Origin of the sequence: Pantoea sp. 1.19, assembly GCF_001922585.1 — a bacterium.
Lineage (GTDB): Bacteria > Pseudomonadota > Gammaproteobacteria > Enterobacterales > Enterobacteriaceae > 1-19.
The window spans coordinates 77,888-93,473 of the sequence record NZ_MRBS01000009.1 but is presented as its reverse complement, the minus strand read 5'-3'; the positions used below and the strand labels follow the sequence as shown (position 1 = coordinate 93,473).

Annotated in this window: 15 protein-coding genes; 7 read left to right on the top strand and 8 right to left on the bottom strand. The window is 60.5% G+C overall.

Annotated elements, in window-relative coordinates:
* Window positions 1–101: 101 nt before the first annotated feature.
* From BS626_RS15685 to yidA, 4 genes are all read left to right on the top strand, one after another.
* Window positions 102–713: a cytochrome b/b6 domain-containing protein gene (locus tag BS626_RS15685; RefSeq protein ID WP_075183384.1), complete on the top strand. Its 612-nt coding sequence runs from the start codon at window positions 102–104 to the stop codon at window positions 711–713.
* Between the two features lie 10 nt (window positions 714–723).
* Window positions 724–1,500 carry a molybdopterin-dependent oxidoreductase gene (locus BS626_RS15680; RefSeq protein ID WP_075183324.1) on the top strand — a complete coding sequence of 259 codons (777 nt, stop codon included), beginning with the start codon at window positions 724–726 and terminating at the stop codon, window positions 1,498–1,500.
* A 54-nt stretch (window positions 1,501–1,554) separates the two neighbouring features.
* Complete coding sequence (locus tag BS626_RS15675; RefSeq protein WP_075183323.1) at window positions 1,555–1,926, top strand: pentapeptide MXKDX repeat protein; 372 nt, start codon at window positions 1,555–1,557, stop codon at window positions 1,924–1,926.
* Between the two features lie 132 nt (window positions 1,927–2,058).
* Window positions 2,059–2,874 carry a sugar-phosphatase gene (yidA, locus tag BS626_RS15670; protein WP_075183322.1) on the top strand — a complete coding sequence of 272 codons (816 nt, stop codon included), beginning with the start codon at window positions 2,059–2,061 and terminating at the stop codon, window positions 2,872–2,874.
* Here the strand turns inward: yidA and recG are convergent, their stop codons facing one another.
* Genes recG through gmk form a run of 5 tightly spaced genes read right to left on the bottom strand, consistent with a single transcriptional unit; the run spans window position 2,875 to window position 8,742 of the window.
* On the bottom strand, window positions 2,875–4,956 hold the full coding sequence (gene recG, locus BS626_RS15665) for an ATP-dependent DNA helicase RecG (RefSeq protein ID WP_075183321.1): 2,082 nt from the start codon (window positions 4,954–4,956) through the stop codon (window positions 2,875–2,877). It abuts the gene before it with no gap.
* Window positions 4,953–5,648 (bottom strand): tRNA (guanosine(18)-2'-O)-methyltransferase TrmH, encoded by a 696-nt coding sequence (gene trmH, locus BS626_RS15660; RefSeq protein WP_075183320.1) that lies wholly within the window; start codon window positions 5,646–5,648, stop codon window positions 4,953–4,955. The genes recG and trmH overlap by 4 nt, the downstream gene beginning before the upstream one ends.
* Before the next feature lie 3 nt (window positions 5,649–5,651).
* Window positions 5,652–7,766, bottom strand: a complete 2,115-nt coding sequence (spoT, locus tag BS626_RS15655) for a bifunctional GTP diphosphokinase/guanosine-3',5'-bis pyrophosphate 3'-pyrophosphohydrolase (RefSeq protein WP_075183319.1) — start codon at window positions 7,764–7,766, stop codon at window positions 5,652–5,654.
* 23 nt (window positions 7,767–7,789) lie between these two features.
* Complete coding sequence (gene rpoZ, locus BS626_RS15650) at window positions 7,790–8,065, bottom strand: DNA-directed RNA polymerase subunit omega (RefSeq protein WP_016191359.1); 276 nt, start codon at window positions 8,063–8,065, stop codon at window positions 7,790–7,792.
* Window positions 8,066–8,118: 53 nt separating this feature from the next.
* Window positions 8,119–8,742 (bottom strand): guanylate kinase, encoded by a 624-nt coding sequence (gmk, locus tag BS626_RS15645; protein WP_075183318.1) that lies wholly within the window; start codon window positions 8,740–8,742, stop codon window positions 8,119–8,121.
* A gap of 249 nt (window positions 8,743–8,991) precedes the next feature.
* Between gmk and ligB the strand changes: the two genes are divergently transcribed.
* On the top strand, window positions 8,992–10,692 hold the full coding sequence (gene ligB, locus BS626_RS15640; RefSeq protein ID WP_075183317.1) for an NAD-dependent DNA ligase LigB: 1,701 nt from the start codon (window positions 8,992–8,994) through the stop codon (window positions 10,690–10,692).
* Here ligB and BS626_RS15635 read toward each other — a convergent pair.
* Entirely contained in the window at window positions 10,667–11,284 is a 618-nt protein-coding gene (locus tag BS626_RS15635; RefSeq protein WP_075183316.1) for a trimeric intracellular cation channel family protein, read from the bottom strand. The two genes, ligB and BS626_RS15635, sit on opposite strands and share 26 nt — an antisense overlap.
* A gap of 157 nt (window positions 11,285–11,441) precedes the next feature.
* Between BS626_RS15635 and BS626_RS15630 the strand changes: the two genes are divergently transcribed.
* Window positions 11,442–12,164 carry a hypothetical protein gene (locus BS626_RS15630; RefSeq protein ID WP_075183315.1) on the top strand — a complete coding sequence of 241 codons (723 nt, stop codon included), beginning with the start codon at window positions 11,442–11,444 and terminating at the stop codon, window positions 12,162–12,164.
* A gap of 694 nt (window positions 12,165–12,858) precedes the next feature.
* On the opposite strand, the gene BS626_RS15625 is transcribed toward BS626_RS15630, so the two are convergent.
* Window positions 12,859–13,722 carry a YicC/YloC family endoribonuclease gene (locus BS626_RS15625; protein ID WP_075183314.1) on the bottom strand — a complete coding sequence of 288 codons (864 nt, stop codon included), beginning with the start codon at window positions 13,720–13,722 and terminating at the stop codon, window positions 12,859–12,861.
* Between the two features lie 187 nt (window positions 13,723–13,909).
* On the opposite strand from BS626_RS15625, the gene BS626_RS15620 reads away from it, so the two are divergent.
* Entirely contained in the window at window positions 13,910–14,344 is a 435-nt protein-coding gene (locus BS626_RS15620; protein ID WP_075183313.1) for a DUF3574 domain-containing protein, read from the top strand.
* Between the two features lie 31 nt (window positions 14,345–14,375).
* On the opposite strand, the gene BS626_RS15615 is transcribed toward BS626_RS15620, so the two are convergent.
* Window positions 14,376–15,560: a NupC/NupG family nucleoside CNT transporter gene (locus tag BS626_RS15615; RefSeq protein WP_075183312.1), complete on the bottom strand. Its 1,185-nt coding sequence runs from the start codon at window positions 15,558–15,560 to the stop codon at window positions 14,376–14,378.
* Between the last annotated feature and the right edge of the window lie 26 nt (window positions 15,561–15,586).

Here is a 15,586-nt window from a genome sequence, read left to right as displayed (position 1 = left end):
GCCGGAAGTGATCACATTTAAGTTAACTTTGCGTGAGGATTTGATGAGCCCCAGCGGTGCAGACTGCTCGTATCGACAGGATGGATGACCGGGGCGGCAACATGACAGCAAAGACAGTTTCCTCGACGAAAATCGCTATACACCCCCTGTGGCTGCGCCTTTGCCACTGGATCAACGCGCTGGCGGTGCTGGTAATGGTCACCAGCGGCTGGCGAATTTACAACGCCTCACCGCTGTTTGATTTCCACTTTACCCACGGTTTGACGCTGGGCGGCTGGCTGGGGGGAGCCTTACAGTGGCACTTTGCGGCAATGTGGATCGTCGGCATCAATGGTCTGTGTTACCTGCTGCTAAACCTGGTTACTGGCCGCTTGCGCCATCGGTTTTTCCCCCTCAGTCCGCTGGCAATCTGGCGGGACCTGGCTGCCGCGATCCGCGGACGCCTGTCACACGGCGATCTTCGCCAGTATAACGCGGTGCAAAAGGCGGCCTACCTGTTTGTCATGGTGGATAGCGTGTTACTGGTCGTGTCCGGGCTGGTGTTATGGAAATCAGTACAGTTTCCACTGCTGCGCACCCTGATGGGCGGCTATGAGGCCGCACGTTACGTCCACTTTTTCAGCATGGCCGCGCTGGTCACCTTTGTGCTCATCCATCTGGTGATGGTGTTGCTGGTACCGAAAACCCTGCTGGCCATGCTGCGCGGGCGCTAAGGAGAGAAAAATGACGAAGCCAATCCATGTTGACGGTAAGGCACTGGTGAAGGAGGCCACGCAGCTGCTGGCCAGGAAACTGCAGGGGGAGTCGCGCCGCCGTTTTTTACGTCAGGGGCTGACGCTCGGTGGCGTGGTGCTATTAACCGGTTGTGATATCAGCAGTCATCCCGATGTGGAAGCAACCCTGGGGCGCCTCTCGCGTCTTAACGATCGCGTGCAGCAGTGGCTGTTTGACCCACAGGATTTAGCCCCGGTTTATAGCCAGGCGCAGGTGGATCCGAATTTCCCGTTTAACGCCTTTTATGGCGAAGAGGATATTCCGCACGTTGACGGCCACGACTATCGGCTACAGGTCGGCGGACAGGTGCGCGATAAAAAACCCTGGCGGCTGACAGAGCTGCAGCGTTTACCGCAGGTCGAGCAGATCACCCGGCACATTTGCGTTGAAGGGTGGAGCGCGATTGGCAAATGGGGCGGTGTGCCGTTTTCCCTGTTTCTGCAGCACGTCGGCGCTGATTTATCCGCGAAATACATTAAGTTTACCTGCGCGGACGATTACTTCACCAGCATCGATATGGCGACGGCGCTGCATCCGCAGACGCAGTTGACCCTGAGCTGGAACGGGGGGCCACTGCCACCGAAATACGGCTATCCGATGAAACTGCGGATACCCACCAAGCTCGGCTATAAGAACCCGAAACACATTCAGATTATCGAAGTAACTAACCGCTTTCCCGGTGGCTACTGGGAAGACCAGGGCTATAACTGGTTTGGCGGGAGTTAATGTCGTTAATCCCCCGCGCACCGCGCGTGCGCTCAATGCAATAAGGAAATGACAATGAAAAAATTAATCTCTGCTGTGATGACTGCCTCTGTATTGATGATGTCCAGTGCCTGGGCGGCTGACGCCATGAGCAAAGACGCCATGAAAAAGGACGAAATGGGCCAGATGTCCCATGACGGCATGAACAAAGATGCTATGAAGAAAGACGCCATGAGCAAAGACGCCATGAAAAAGGACGAAATGGGCCAGATGTCCCATGACGGCATGAACAAAGATGCTATGAAGAAAGACGCGATGAGCAAAGATGCCATGAAAAAAGATGCAATGAGCCAAGATGCCCAGTCTCATGACGGCATGAAAAAAGACGCCATGGGCAAGGATGAGATGAAAAAAGACGCGATGGGCAAAGACGCCATGAGCCACTGAGTTATCGACCGCGGGAGGAAGCCCTCGCCTCCTGCGGTATACTGCGAAAGCGCACGCATGCTGTACAATCAGGCTGGAAAATGTGCGCGAAATCACGCTAGCATGATGAAAACAGGACTCAATGAGGGCGTTATGGCAATTCAACTGATCGCAATCGATATGGACGGCACGCTGCTGAACCCGCAGCATGAGATCACTCCGCGGGTAAAACAGGCGATACAGGCGGCGCGCGCGCGCGGCGTGACCGTGGTGCTGGCCACCGGTCGGCCCTTCGTCGGGGTAAAAAATTACCTTGCGGAACTGGGCCTTAACGAGCCGGGACAGTACTGCGTGACCAATAATGGTGCGCTGGTTCAGCGTGCCGACACCGGCGAGTGCGTGGCGGAAGTGACCCTCAGCCTGGACGAGTATGTGCGTTTCTACCGGCTGGCAGAGTCGTTGGGCGTGCACTTTCACGCCATGGATAAAGATCATCTTTACACCCCAAATAAAGACATCAGCGAATACACCGTTCACGAGTCCTCGCTCACCGGCATCCCGCTCCGCTACCGTACGCTGGCGGAGATGGACCCGGCGATGCGCTTTCCTAAAGTCATGATGATCGATGAGCCGGCAAAACTGGATGCGGCGATAGCGCGTATTCCGGCAGAGCTCAAGCGAGAATACACCATCATGAAAAGTGCACCGTACTATCTGGAAATTCTCGATAAGCGGGTCAATAAAGGTACGGCGGTCAGTCTGCTGGCCGAGCGGCTGGGACTGGCGCGCGATCGGGTGATGACGCTGGGCGATCAGGAAAACGATCTGGCGATGATCGCGTTTGCCGGTATTGGCGTGGCGATGGGCAATGCGGTTGACAGCGTGAAGGCAATAACGCCGTACCATACCGCCAGCAACCGCGAAGACGGCGCGGCGCTGGCGATTGAGAAGTATGTGCTCGACGTCTGATCAGGCGTGAGAGTAACGTTCGGTTTCCGGCAGCCAGCGCTCGACCAGCGCCTGCGCCTGCTCGGGATAGTGCTGATGCAGATAGCGCGCCACGCGCTGAACCTCCGGGATCAGCGCCTGGTCGCGCAGTAAATCGGCCACGCGAAACTCGGCGTTACCGGTCTGGCGAGTGCCAAGCAGCTCGCCAGGGCCCCGTATCTCAAGGTCACGCTGGGCGATGACAAAGCCATCGTTGCTGTCGCGTAGCACCTGCAGCCGTTTTTGTGCGGTCTGGCTCAGCGGCGATTTGTACAGCAGTACGCAGTGCGAGGCCACCGCGCCGCGTCCCACCCGGCCGCGCAGCTGGTGCAACTGCGCCAGCCCCAGGCGCTCCGGATTTTCAATGATCATCAGGCTGGCGTTCGGCACGTCGACGCCAACCTCAATCACCGTGGTGGCGACCAGCAGGTGAATCTCTCCCTGCTTAAAGGCTTGCATGACCGCCTGCTTCTCGGCGGGCTTCATACGCCCGTGCACCAGGCCAACCGTTAGCGCCGGCAGCGCCAGCTTCAACGCTTCCCAGCTGGCCTCCGCGGCCTGGGCCTCCAGCAGATCGGACTCCTCAATCAGCGTACACACCCAGTAGGCCTGACGCCCCTCCTCGCCGCAGGCGCGCTTCACGCGGGCGATGATCTCTTCGCGGCGGCTGTCGGGAATCGCCACGGTGGTAACCGGCGTGCGTCCCGGTGGCAGTTCATCGATGGTTGAGGTATCGAGATCGGCATAAGCGGTCATTGCCAGCGTGCGCGGGATGGGGGTTGCGGTCATGATCAGCTGATGCGGATGAAACCCCTGCTGCTCGCCTTTCTCCCACAGCGCCAGTCGCTGGTGGACGCCAAAGCGGTGCTGCTCGTCGATGATCACCAGCGCCAGCCCGTTAAACTGCACCTGCTCCTGAAACAGGGCGTGGGTGCCCACCACCATCGCCACCTCGCCGCGCGCGATCGCCTCCTGCTGCGCCTGGCGCGCTTTGCCTTTTTGCTTACCGGCCAGCCAGCCCACTTCCAGGCCCAGCGGCGCGAGCCACTGGCGAAAATTGGCCGCGTGCTGTTCCGCCAGCAGTTCAGTGGGCGCCATCAGTGCTACCTGCTTACCGTGCGCAATCACGTTCAGCGCCGCGAGAGCGGCCACCAGCGTTTTACCCGATCCCACGTCGCCCTGAACCAGGCGCAGCATCGGATAGTCGTGCGCCAGATCCTGCTCTATGTCGGCGACCACCCGCCGCTGGGCGGCGGTCGGGCGGAACGGCAGCGTCGCCAGTAGCCGATCGCTGAGGCTGTGCAGCGGCGCCAGGGGCAGGGCGTGGTGCCGCTGGGCGCCGGCGCGGACGGCCAGCATGCTGAGATTGTGTGCCAGCAGCTCCTCCATGATCAGTCGGCGCTGGGCCGGGTGCTGGCCGCTGTCCAGTTCGCTGAGCTGCATATCCGGCGGCGGACGGTGCAGCGTGCGCAGCGCGTCCGGCAGGCTCATGAGGCCCTTGCTGAGCGTTGCCGGCAGCAGCTCGGCAATAGCGCAGGTGTCCAGCAGCGCCAGCGCCTGGTCGGTCAGCTTGCGTAGCGTCGCCTGGCGGATGCCTTCAGTAGTGTGATAGACCGGGGTCAGCGTCTCCTCAAGCCCGTGGCTGCTGCCGTCGCCCTGCAGGCGGTATTCCGGATGAATGATCTCGCCGCCGCGCTGACCGCGGCGTATTTCGCCATAAGCCGTCACCCGCCGACCCGGGGCGAGGCTGTTTTTCATGCCGGCATTAAAATTGAAAAAGCGCAGCGTGATCACTCCGGTGCCGTCGCTTATCTGACATACCAGCATGCGGCGGCGGCCAAAGGTTATCTCGCTGTTCAGCACGTCACCTTCGACCGTGGCCCAGATACCGGGCAGCAGATCGTTAATCGCCCAAAGCGTAGTGCGGTCTTCGTAGCGCATTGGCAGGTGCAGCAGCAGATCCTGCAGCGTATGCAGGCCCAGCTTCGCCAGCTTGCCCGCCTGGCTGGCGCCGACGCCGGAAAGCGTACTTAACGGAATGGCGTCCAGCAGGCGAGCGGTCATCGGACTTTCGCCGCCTGCATGGTCGCCCACCACTGCGGATCGGCTTCAATTTCGCCCTGTGCATTGATGCGCGGATAGGGGAGACGCTTCTGCTTCGCTACGCGCGCCAGTACCGGATAGCCGCCCTCAAACAGCAGGCGCTGCTGCTCGGCTTCCTCCAGCAGGCTGACGTCGCGCTGATACATGCCGGCGTTCTGCCGCTGGCGCTGCGCTTCATACAGGATCAGCGCTGAGGCAACGGAGACGTTCAGTGACTGCACCATGCCGACCATCGGAATGATGATATCCTGGTCGGCCAGCGCCAGCGCTTCGTCGGTGATGCCGGTCTTCTCCTGGCCCATCAGAATACAGGTCGGGCGGGTGTAATCTATCTGGCGGAAATCGACGGCGCTGGCCGAGAGATGGGTGGCCAGAACCTGCATCCCGGCACCCTTCAGTTCGGCGACCGCGTCGGCAATCGTCGGGTGGGTTTTGACCGTTACCCAGCTGTTGCTGCCGGCGGCGGTGGAGACCTGGGTGCGCATCCGGCTGCCCGGCCAGACGGCGTGAACCTGGTGTACCCCCACGGCATCGGCGGTGCGGATCACGGCAGAAACGTTGTGCGGCTTGTGCACCTGCTCCATGCACACCGTCAGATCGTGCTGGCGGGCGGCCAGCATCTGACGGATTCGGGCAAAGCGTTGAGGATTCATGGCTCAGTTACGGTTACGATGAACTTTGATCACGTCCGGCATCACGCGGATTTTTCGCATGATGTTGGCCAGATGGACGCGGTCGCGCGCGGTCAGGCGAATATAAGCGCAGTACACGCGGCCATCTTTCTCTTCGGTGTTCAGGCTTTGAATGTTGGATCCGGCGGTGTTAATCGCCGCGGTCAGGTTGGCCAGCGCGCCCTGATGGTTAAACATGTCCACCTTAATTTCGGCGACAAACTCCTGATCGCTCAGGGTATCATCCCACGCCACCGCCATAAACTTCTCCGGCTCTTTCTGATAGCCGCGGATATTCCGGCAGGACTCGTGATGCACCACCAGCCCTTTGCCCGGACTGACGTGCGCCACGATGGGATCGCCGGGGATCGGGCGGCAGCACTTGGCGAAGGTGATTAGCACGCCGTCGGCGCCTTTGATCGGCAGCTTGCCGCGGGTTTTCACGCTGACCTGCTCCGCCTGAGCTTCGCTCTGCTGCAGATTTTTAGCGACCACCACGCTCATCGCATTGCCGAGGCCAATTTCTGCCAGCAGGTCGTCGAGGCTGGCGAGCTTCATCCGCTCCAGCTCGTGCTGGATATTTTGCTCCGGGATCTCCGCCAGCTTGCGGCTGCCGCCCAGCGCGTGGCTGAGCAGGCGCCGGCCAAGGCTGACGGACTCATCGCGCTTCAGGTTCTTCAGCAGCTGACGAATTTTGGCCCGCGCTTTCGAGCTGACGACAAAGTTCAGCCAGGCAGCGTTAGGCCGCGCGCCCGGGGCGGTGATAATCTCCACGGTTTGTCCGCTGGTCAGCGGCTGCGACAGCGGATAGGGCTGCCGGTCAACGCGGGCACCCACGCAGGCATGGCCGATGTCCGTATGCACCGCATAGGCAAAGTCGACCGGAGTGGACCCGGTGGGCAGCTCTACGATGCGCCCTTCCGGAGTAAAAACGTAAATCTCATCCGGGAACAGATCGGATTTTACGCTCTCAATAAATTCAAACGAGCTGCCGGCGCTCTGCTGCAGCTCCAGCAGGCTCTGCATCCAGCGCTGGGCGCGAATCTGCGCGGTGGTGCTGCTTTCACCCTGCTCTTTATAGGCCCAGTGCGCCGCGACTCCCATCTCCGCCATTTGATCCATATCTTCCGTGCGGATCTGCACCTCGACCGGCACGCCGTGCGGACCAATCATGGAGGTATGCAGCGACTGATAGCCGTTCGCCTTCGGGATGGCGATGTAATCTTTCATCCTGCCCGGGCGCGGCTTATACAGACTGTGCATCTGGCCCAGCACGCGATAGCAGGTATCGACATCGCGCACGATCACCCGAAAGGCGTAAATATCCATAATGGAATGAAAACGCTGCTCTTTCAGGTGCATTTTCAGATAGATCGAGTACAGGTGTTTTTCGCGGCCAAAGACGCGACAGGGAATACCCGCTTCCTGCAGCCGCCCTTCGATCTCCGAGAGGATTTTTTGAATCATCTCTTTGCGGTTGCCGCGCGCTGCCTTTACCACCTCTTTAATCACCCGATAGCGGTTAGGATAGAGGGCTTCAAAGCCCAGCTCTTCCAGCTCGGTTTTCAGATGATGGATGCCCAGGCGATGAGCCAGCGGGCTATATATCTCCAGCGTTTCGCGGGCGATACGGCGGCGCTTATCGGGCCGCAGCGATCCGAGGGTGCGCATGTTGTGCGTGCGGTCGGCCAGCTTGATCAGAATGACGCGGATATCCTGCACCATCGCCATGATCATCTTGCGGAAGTTTTCGGCCTGCGCCTCTTTCTTGTCGCGGAATTTCAGTTTGTCCAGCTTGGACACCCCTTCCACCAGCTCGGCAACGCTTTTACCAAACAGCTGTTCCATATCCTGGTACGTGGCGGGGGTATCTTCGATCACGTCATGCAGCAGCGCGGCCATGAGGGTTTCATGGTCGAGCTTCATCTCCGCAAGAATACAGGCGACGGCAACCGGGTGAGTGATATAGGGCTCACCACTGGAGCGTGTCTGTCCCTCGTGGGCATCACGTGCGACAAGATAGGCTTGCTTGAGGCGCTTAATCTGCTCCTCAGGCAAGTAGGTTTCAATCAGCTGATTGAGGCTCTCGAACAGATACAAGTTGTGGGCCTTCCGGCGACAAATTAACGACGACCTTCAGCGATAGCGGTAACGGCCTGCAGTTCAGCGGCTTCCTGCTCCTGCTGTTCCTGACGATCGCGCACATCCAGAATCTGGTTAGTGATCAGGCCTTCTTCGATTTCGCGCAGGGCGATAACGGTAGACTTGTCGTTCTCTTCCGGTACCAGCGGATCCTTACCGCCCACCTGCATCTGACGTGCGCGACGCGCAGCGACCAGCACCAGGTCAAAACGGTTACCAATTTTCTCTACGGCGTCCTGTACGGTTACGCGTGCCATAACTATGCTACTCCACGGGTGACGAAATGACTCGGCATCATACTGAGTTGTCCTCAGTCTGCCAACAGTTTGCTGATTAATGCGTCATGGCGCTGGCGCTGGCGCCCCATGCGCAGACGTTCGGCGCGAATGATGTGCTTCAGATCGGACAGCGCCAGATCGAAATCATCGTTCACAATCAGGTAATCGTATTCGGCAAAGTGGCTCATTTCCGCCACCGCCTGCGCCATGCGCTTAGCGATCACCTCTTCGCTGTCCTGACCGCGGCCGCGCAGGCGGCGATCCAGCTCATCTTTTGACGGCGGTAGCACGAAAATGCTGCGCGCCTGCGGCATCCGCTGGCGGATCTGCTGCGCGCCCTGCCAGTCAATATCCAGAAACACGTCGACGCCGGTGGCCAGTACCTGCTCGATAGCGTTACGCGACGTGCCGTAATAGTTACCAAACACCTCGGCGTGCTCAAGAAATGCGTCTTCCGCAATCATCTGACGAAAGTCGTCATGGGAAACAAAATAGTAGTGCTCGCCGTGTTCCTCGCCCGGGCGCTTATCGCGGGTGGTATGGGAGATGGACACCTGGGTGTCATACAGCGGTTGTGTCTTTAACAGCGCCTGAATCAGGCTGGATTTCCCTGCGCCGCTGGGGGCGGAAACAATAAATAACGTGCCTTGAGCCATGAGTCTTATGCGTATCGCTTTGCGGAGTTTATTTCCTGCACAGTATACACGGCTCCACCCACAGATGCAGCGTTTGTCGGGGGCGAGAGCGACTTTTCGCCGCATTGTCGCGCACTGTCGCAATTCGTAAGACATAACATGTTGTCCGGTGTCTTTTATTTTGTGTCTGCTTCAGAAAACGCGCACCGACGCTGGCCCATCCGGTGGCCAGATTGCCAGACTGATGCGGTCACGATCAGGGAGGTGGGCATGGACAGGTTTATTATCTTCGTTGCGACACTGTGCATCAGCGCCGGTAGCGTATGGGCGCAGTGCCCGGCGTGGACGCCGCACCGGGCGCAGGAGGAGATGCGCGCGCTGGCGCAGCAGCTCGCCCGCTGGGATGACGCCTACTATCGCCAGGGGCAGGCCGCGATCGGCGATGCGCGCTATGACGCGCTGCAGGCGCGCCTCAATGACTGGCAGCGCTGCTTTGATCCAGCCCGAAGCGCGCGGGAACCGCAGTGGCCCACCGACGGCCGCCGCCCGCATCCGGTGGCCCACACCGGCGTCAAAAAACTGGCGGATCGCACCGCCGTTGCGCGCTGGATGCAGGGCCAGCGCGGTCTGTGGGTGCAGCCAAAGGTGGACGGATTGGCCGTGACGCTGGTGTATCACGCCGGAGAGCTGACGGGGCTTATCAGCCGGGGAGACGGGCTGCAGGGCGAAGACTGGACCGCTAAAGCCCGGCAGATTCCCGCGATACCCGCGCATATTCCTTTTACCGCCGGGCAGACGGTGCTGCAGGGGGAGCTGTTTTTGCGCACACCGGCGCACCGGCAGGCCATCCGCGGCGGCGAGAATGCCCGTACAAAAGTGGCCGGCGCGATGCGCCAGCAGGCTGCTTCGCCGCTGCTGGCGCAGCTGGGACTGTTTATCTGGGCGTGGCCGGATGGCCCACACACGCTCAAAGAGCAGCTGTCGGCGCTACAGGCGATGGGGCTGGATGAGGTGGGTCGCTGGACGCAGCCGGTTGCTACCCCCGATGACGTTGCCGCGTGGCGAGCGCGCTGGTTTCGCGAGGCGCTGCCGTTTGCCACTGACGGCGTGGTAATCCATCGCCTGCCGCGCACCGCCGGACGCCACTGGCGACCAGGCGATGGCGGTGATGCCGTGGCGTGGAAGTATCCGCCACCGGAGGCGCTGGCCGAAGTGCGCGACGTGTTGTTTAACGTCGGGCGCAGCGGCAAGGTGTCGGTGGTCCTGGCGCTACGGCCGCTGCGGCTGGACGATAAACAGGTGCGGCGGGTCAGTCTCGGATCGCTGGCGCGCTGGCGCGCGCTGGACGTCGTGGCCGGTGACCAGGTCACGGTAAGCCTGGCCGGCCAGGGGATCCCGCGGCTGGACGAGGTGGCCTGGCGGGTGGCGCAGCGCCACTACCCAACGCCACCGGACGCCGCACAATATCATGCGCTCAGCTGCTTTCGGCTCACACCAGGCTGTCGGCAGCAGTTTCTGGCCCGCCTGAGCTGGCTGAGCAGTAAAGCGGTACTTAACTTATCGGGGATCCACGCCGGTAGCTGGCAGCGGCTAATGGCGTCACAACCGGAGATGCACCTGTTCTCGTGGCTGGAGTGGGGACCGGCCACCTTTCCCACTGTGCCGGGCTTGAGTCGTCAGCGGCAGGCTCGGATCCTCGATACGCTGATGCGCAGCCGGGCCCAGCCGCTGCGCCGCTGGATCAAAGCGCTGGGCCCACCGCTTCCGGCGCAGGCGTTGAACGCCATGGATGAAGAGGCACTGCGGGCAATGCCAGCGTGGCCGGTCAGTGAGTGGCTGCGGCTGCCCGGTATTGGCCAGGCGCTGGCGGCAAAGCTGGTGGCATTTTTCCACCATCCGTCGGTGCGCGAACTGCTGGCGCAGATCCCGGCGCTGCGCGCGCCGGTTAATGCTCCGGATGCGGGTAGTTAAAGATCGGCAGTCCGAGCTTAAAACGCAGCGCCAGCAGGCGCGCCAGAAAGCCAAACAGCAGGGTAATCAGGATAACCAGCTCCCCGCTCAGCGGCGTCTTCAGCAGCAGGATGTACAGCCAGCCGGCGGCAAACGCGATGCCGGCGTACAGCTCCTTTTGAAAAACCAGTGGAATGCGATTGCAGAACATATCGCGCAGCACTCCGCCAAATACCCCGGTTATCACTGCAGAGATAGCGGCGATGATGCCGCCGTGGCCCATATCCAGCGCGACCTGCGCTCCGATAATCGAGAACACCACCAGTCCGAGCGCATCGAGCACCAGAAACACTTTTCGCAGATGGGTCATCAGCGGCGCCAGCCACGTGGTCAGCACCGCCGCTGCGGCAACGATCATGATATATTCCGGATGTTTCACCCACCCCAGCGGATAGTGTCCGAGCAGCATATCGCGCACCGAGCCGCCGCCGATTGCCGTGACCGAGGCGATAATGATCACGCCAAACATATCCATCTTTCGGCGTCCGGCCGCCAGCGCGCCGGTCATCGCTTCCGCAGTGATGCCGATAATATATAACACCGTAAGTAGCATAGTGGGCTTCCTCCGACGGCAAGCCTAACGGGTAACACAAGCTTAGACGAGCACATTTTGTTACGCGCCCGCCAGCGGCGGCGTCCATGGCAATAATTTTGCCGCCGGCCCGCGGATTTTGCGTTAGAGTCAGGAGGTTGATCCACAAGGAGGGCCTATGCAGCGCGTCATTTTTTCGATGAGTCGTTCTTTGCTGAAATGGCTGGGGTGCGCCCTGCCCGCCATGCCGGTGCCCGAGGGAGAGCTCAAGGGACGGGTAAAACTGACGTCGGATAGGCAGCAGGTCTGCTGGCAATGCGAACTGTATCAATTGTCTGAGCGCGATTTCCTGGTTATCGCGATGGAGGCCAACAGCCGGTTCAGCCTGCTTCTCCCGTTCACGAATCCGGTGCCGCTGGACACCCTGTTGGGCGAGCTGCTCAGCAACTGGGAGAGTCATCTGGTGGCGATGGCAATCAACGTTGGCATCGTGGAGGAGGCGCGCGCCACCGACCTCTGTATCGGCTTTCGCCAGCAGGACTTCTATCTGGAGTGTTTCCAGAATGTCGACCTCAGCGTCAACGGCCATATCAATGAAAACTGTTACCTGATCGACAGCTACGACCCGCCTGACGGCCACGCGCTGCCGCAGGATTTTGTGCTGTTTATGGAAGAGGTACTTAATGAAACCCCGCGTCGCTCTAAGCGCGAAAAAGCAGTGATCTGGTCTGAGGCGCGCTTTTTAAAGGACGGGCTGCTGCGCTTCGGCAGCGATATTGTCGAGGCCGACAGGCTGGATCAGCGTATCGAACAGGGACTGCGCGCGCTGGACGCCCTGCGACGCGCCAATGTTCAGGAACTGCCAGCGCCCGATATGCCGGAGAGTAGCACGCTGCATTAACCGCCGTTGGCAGGGGAACAGCGTTGAATTCCGCGCGAACAAGTCTCATCGCTAACGGGCACTCCCGGTCATCCGCAAAATACCGCCCACGCCGGAGGCTATATGCTGGAACTCCGGGACTTTTCTCATCAACCCAAGTGAAAAGATTCACAGGATCTCCGCGTTATTTCGCCAGAGGCATACCGTAATGGCGAGGTGGACGACCTTTCCCAGGCTGGCTCCACGCAGATGGCAAAGCTAACCGCACAATTCTTCGCGCAGATGGATAGGCCGGTGGTGAGACCAGTCTGGGGGGCGGCGTTCAGCACGCTGAGGTGGACTGTCCGTTACGCAACGCCGTCGCAGTGGCTGGGTTATGCGACCCGATCGGCCTGCTCACCGAATGCTCGCATGGATAGCCCTGGTTGCGGTGGAGCGGTGCCGTTCGGCGGCGTCGATGGCCTGCCGATGTTGGTGCTGGGCACGCCCAGCGGGAGTCTCTTTCGCGGGTGATGATGCGCCTGCTGCCGACGGCGGCTGCCTCTGTGCCAGAATCTTCTCTTAAAGGCTGCTGTTTAGCCTGCATAATCGCGCCTGGCACCACTCATCAGCCAGGCGCCTCGGGCACAACGGTGACATTAACAGGGCCTTTAAGCCCTTTCGCCAGTGCGGAAGGGCCGTTGGGTTTGGATGTTCAGGTCAGAGGAAAAAACGCTTACTCAATATTCTGAATCTGCTCGCGCATCTGTTCAATCAGCACCTTCAGCTCAATGGCGGACGCGGTGATATCGGCATTGATCGATTTCGAGGCCAGAGTATTCGATTCGCGGTTAAACTCCTGCATCATAAAGTCGAGGCGGCGGCCAACGGCCTCTTTCTTTTTCAGGATGTTCCAGGTCTCTTTGACGTGCGTCTCCAGCCGGTCCAGCTCTTCGGCGACGTCCACGCGCTGCGCCAGCATGATCAGCTCCTGCTCAATGCGGTTGCCATCCAGCTGTACCTGCGCCTCTTCCAGTTTGCTGGTCAGGCGCTCACGCTGCCATTTCAGCACCTCCGGCATCTGCGCGCGCACCCTGGTGATTTCAGTGCTGACGCCCTCAAGGCGCTGCGCAATCAGCCCCTTCAGTGCGGCACCTTCGGTTTCGCGGGCGGTGATAAAGTCATCCAGCGTGTCGTCCAGCGCGGCCATCAGCTCCCCGGCGATGGCGTCGAGATCCTGATCCTGCGCGGACATCACGCCGGGCCAGCGCAGAATATCCAGCGGATTAATCTCCCCTTCATCGCTTTTTAGCTTCACCCAGTTGGCGGCTTCGACCAGCTGCAGCGCCAGCTTCTCATTCAGGTGCAGCGCGCTCTGCGCGCTCGGATCGGCCTCGAAGCGCAGGCTACATTCAATCTTGCCGCGGGTCAGCCGGGCGCGGATGCGCTCGCGCGCCATTGGCTCCAGGCTGCGGAACTGCTCCGGCAGGCGCATCCAGGTTTCCAGATAGCGTTGGTTAACCGAGCGCAGCTCCCAGGCGGCGCTGCCCCAGTCACCTTTGATTTCACGTCGGGCGTAGGCGGTCATACTGCGGATCATCGTGGCGTACCTGTTAAAAAAGAGTGGTGGGGGGATTATAGCGGCGCAGGGCCGCGGACGACAGCGCGGCGCCGGATTTCCCTGCCGGTGTGCGGCGCCAGGTGACGCTGCCGGGTAGATACGCTTATGATGGACGCTGCGGCGCGGCGCCATCCCGGCGTCGGCAGATTGATTAACGGATACCCTTATGGCTCTGCGTGTGACTCCTCCCTTTACTGCGGCGGCGCTGGCGATGGCGCTGTTGCTGACCGGCTGCCAGGCCCCGGGCGGAAGCCCGGCACCGATCCGCTGCGCCAGCGGCGAGGCGATGCAGCAAACCACGCTCTACTTTGGTCTCAGCCGCCCGGCCGGCCCGGCGATCGATGAAGCGCAGTGGCAGCGCTTTGTGGACAGCGAAGTGACCCCGCGCTTTCGCGACGGGCTAACGGTGTTTGCCGCGCAGGGGCAGTGGCTGGGACATAACGGTCAGGTGGTGCGCGAGCCGAGCCGCGCGCTGATGCTGATTCACGACGCTGACGCGGCGGCATCCGCTAAGATTGATGCGCTGCGCACGGCGTATCAGCAGCGGTTCCAGCAGGAATCGGTGATGCGCGTCGACGCGCCGGTATGCGTGGCGTTTTGATCACCGGGGGCGGAGCCGCCCCCGGCGGCCGTCAGAGGAACAGGCCGGCAAAGCCTGCCGACAGCAGACTGACCAGCGTGGAGCCGTATACCAGTTTCCAGCCGAAGCGGGAAACGACGTTGCCCTGGTCGGCATTCAGGCCCTTGATCGCGCCGGCAACGATGCCAATCGAGGCGAAGTTGGCGAAGGAGACCAGAAACACCGAGAGAATGCCGAGGCCACGCGGAGTCATTTCCGCCGCTACCTTTTTCAGCTCGATCATGGCCACAAACTCGTTGGCCACCAGCTTGGTGGCCATGATGCCGGCGGCGTGCAGGATATCCTGCGCCGGAATGCCGATCAGCCACGCAAACGGCCAGAATACCCAGCCCAGCAGCTGCTGGAAGCTGTGACCAAACAGGGTGCTGAACAGGGCGTTCACCGCGGCGATCAGCGCGATAAAGCCAATCAGCATCGCGGCGATGATCATCGCGACCTTGAAGCCTGCCAGAATGTATTCGCCCAGCATTTCGAAGAAGCTTTGATCCTCGTGCAGCTTATCCAGCTTAATGTCCGGCTCATCGCCGGGATGGGTCGGATTGATGATGCTGAGCACGATAAAGGTACTGAACATATTGAGGATCAACGCCGCCACCACGTAGCGCGCGTCAATCATCGTCATGTAGGCGCCAACGATCGACAGAGAGACGGTCGACATGGCGGTGGCGGCCATGGTGTACAGGCGGCGCGGCGAGATGTCGCTCAGCACCCCTTTATAGGCGATGAAGTTTTCCGACTGGCCGAGGATCAGCGTACTGACGGCGTTGAATGACTCCAGCTTGCCCATGCCGTTCACTTTCGACAGCAGCGTGCCCACGATACGGATCACGATCGGCAGAATGCGAAAGTGTTGCAGAATGCCGATCAACGCCGAGATAAAGATAATTGGGCACAGCACGCCGAGGAAGATAAACGCCAGCCCCTGCTGACTCATATTGCCAAACACGAAGTTGGCGCCCTCGGCGGCAAAACGCAGCAGGGTGTCAAAAAAACCGGCAAACAGCGCGACGCCGCGCTGCCCGCTCTCGGCATTCAGCAGGAACCAGCCCAGCACCGCCTCAATCACCACCAGCTGGAGCAGGTAGCGGTAACGAATGCGCTGACGATCGTGACTGACGAGCAGCGCCAGCAGGCACACGACGCCAAGTGTGAGAACAAAATGCAGTAGTGGGGACATAAAAAGCACAATCCGCTTTTTTTAGA

Bases quoted from the DNA above. Each gene is read 5' to 3' on its own strand.
- BS626_RS15685 (WP_075183384.1), top strand. From the start codon at position 102: ATGACAGCAAAGACAGTTTCCTCGACGAAAATCGCTATACACCCCCTG.
- BS626_RS15635 (WP_075183316.1), bottom strand. From the start codon at position 11,284: ATGCTACTTACGGTGTTATATATTATCGGCATCACTGCGGAAGCGATG.
- BS626_RS15630 (WP_075183315.1), top strand. From the start codon at position 11,442: ATGCAGCGCGTCATTTTTTCGATGAGTCGTTCTTTGCTGAAATGGCTG.
- BS626_RS15615 (WP_075183312.1), bottom strand. From the start codon at position 15,560: ATGTCCCCACTACTGCATTTTGTTCTCACACTTGGCGTCGTGTGCCTG.
- trmH (WP_075183320.1), bottom strand. From the start codon at position 5,648: ATGAATCCTCAACGCTTTGCCCGAATCCGTCAGATGCTGGCCGCCCGC.
- BS626_RS15625 (WP_075183314.1), bottom strand. From the start codon at position 13,722: ATGATCCGCAGTATGACCGCCTACGCCCGACGTGAAATCAAAGGTGAC.
- gmk (WP_075183318.1), bottom strand. From the start codon at position 8,742: ATGGCTCAAGGCACGTTATTTATTGTTTCCGCCCCCAGCGGCGCAGGG.
- BS626_RS15620 (WP_075183313.1), top strand. From the start codon at position 13,910: ATGGCTCTGCGTGTGACTCCTCCCTTTACTGCGGCGGCGCTGGCGATG.
- rpoZ (WP_016191359.1), bottom strand. From the start codon at position 8,065: ATGGCACGCGTAACCGTACAGGACGCCGTAGAGAAAATTGGTAACCGT.
- BS626_RS15680 (WP_075183324.1), top strand. From the start codon at position 724: ATGACGAAGCCAATCCATGTTGACGGTAAGGCACTGGTGAAGGAGGCC.
- BS626_RS15675 (WP_075183323.1), top strand. From the start codon at position 1,555: ATGAAAAAATTAATCTCTGCTGTGATGACTGCCTCTGTATTGATGATG.
- yidA (WP_075183322.1), top strand. From the start codon at position 2,059: ATGGCAATTCAACTGATCGCAATCGATATGGACGGCACGCTGCTGAAC.
- recG (WP_075183321.1), bottom strand. From the start codon at position 4,956: ATGACCGCTCGCCTGCTGGACGCCATTCCGTTAAGTACGCTTTCCGGC.
- ligB (WP_075183317.1), top strand. From the start codon at position 8,992: ATGGACAGGTTTATTATCTTCGTTGCGACACTGTGCATCAGCGCCGGT.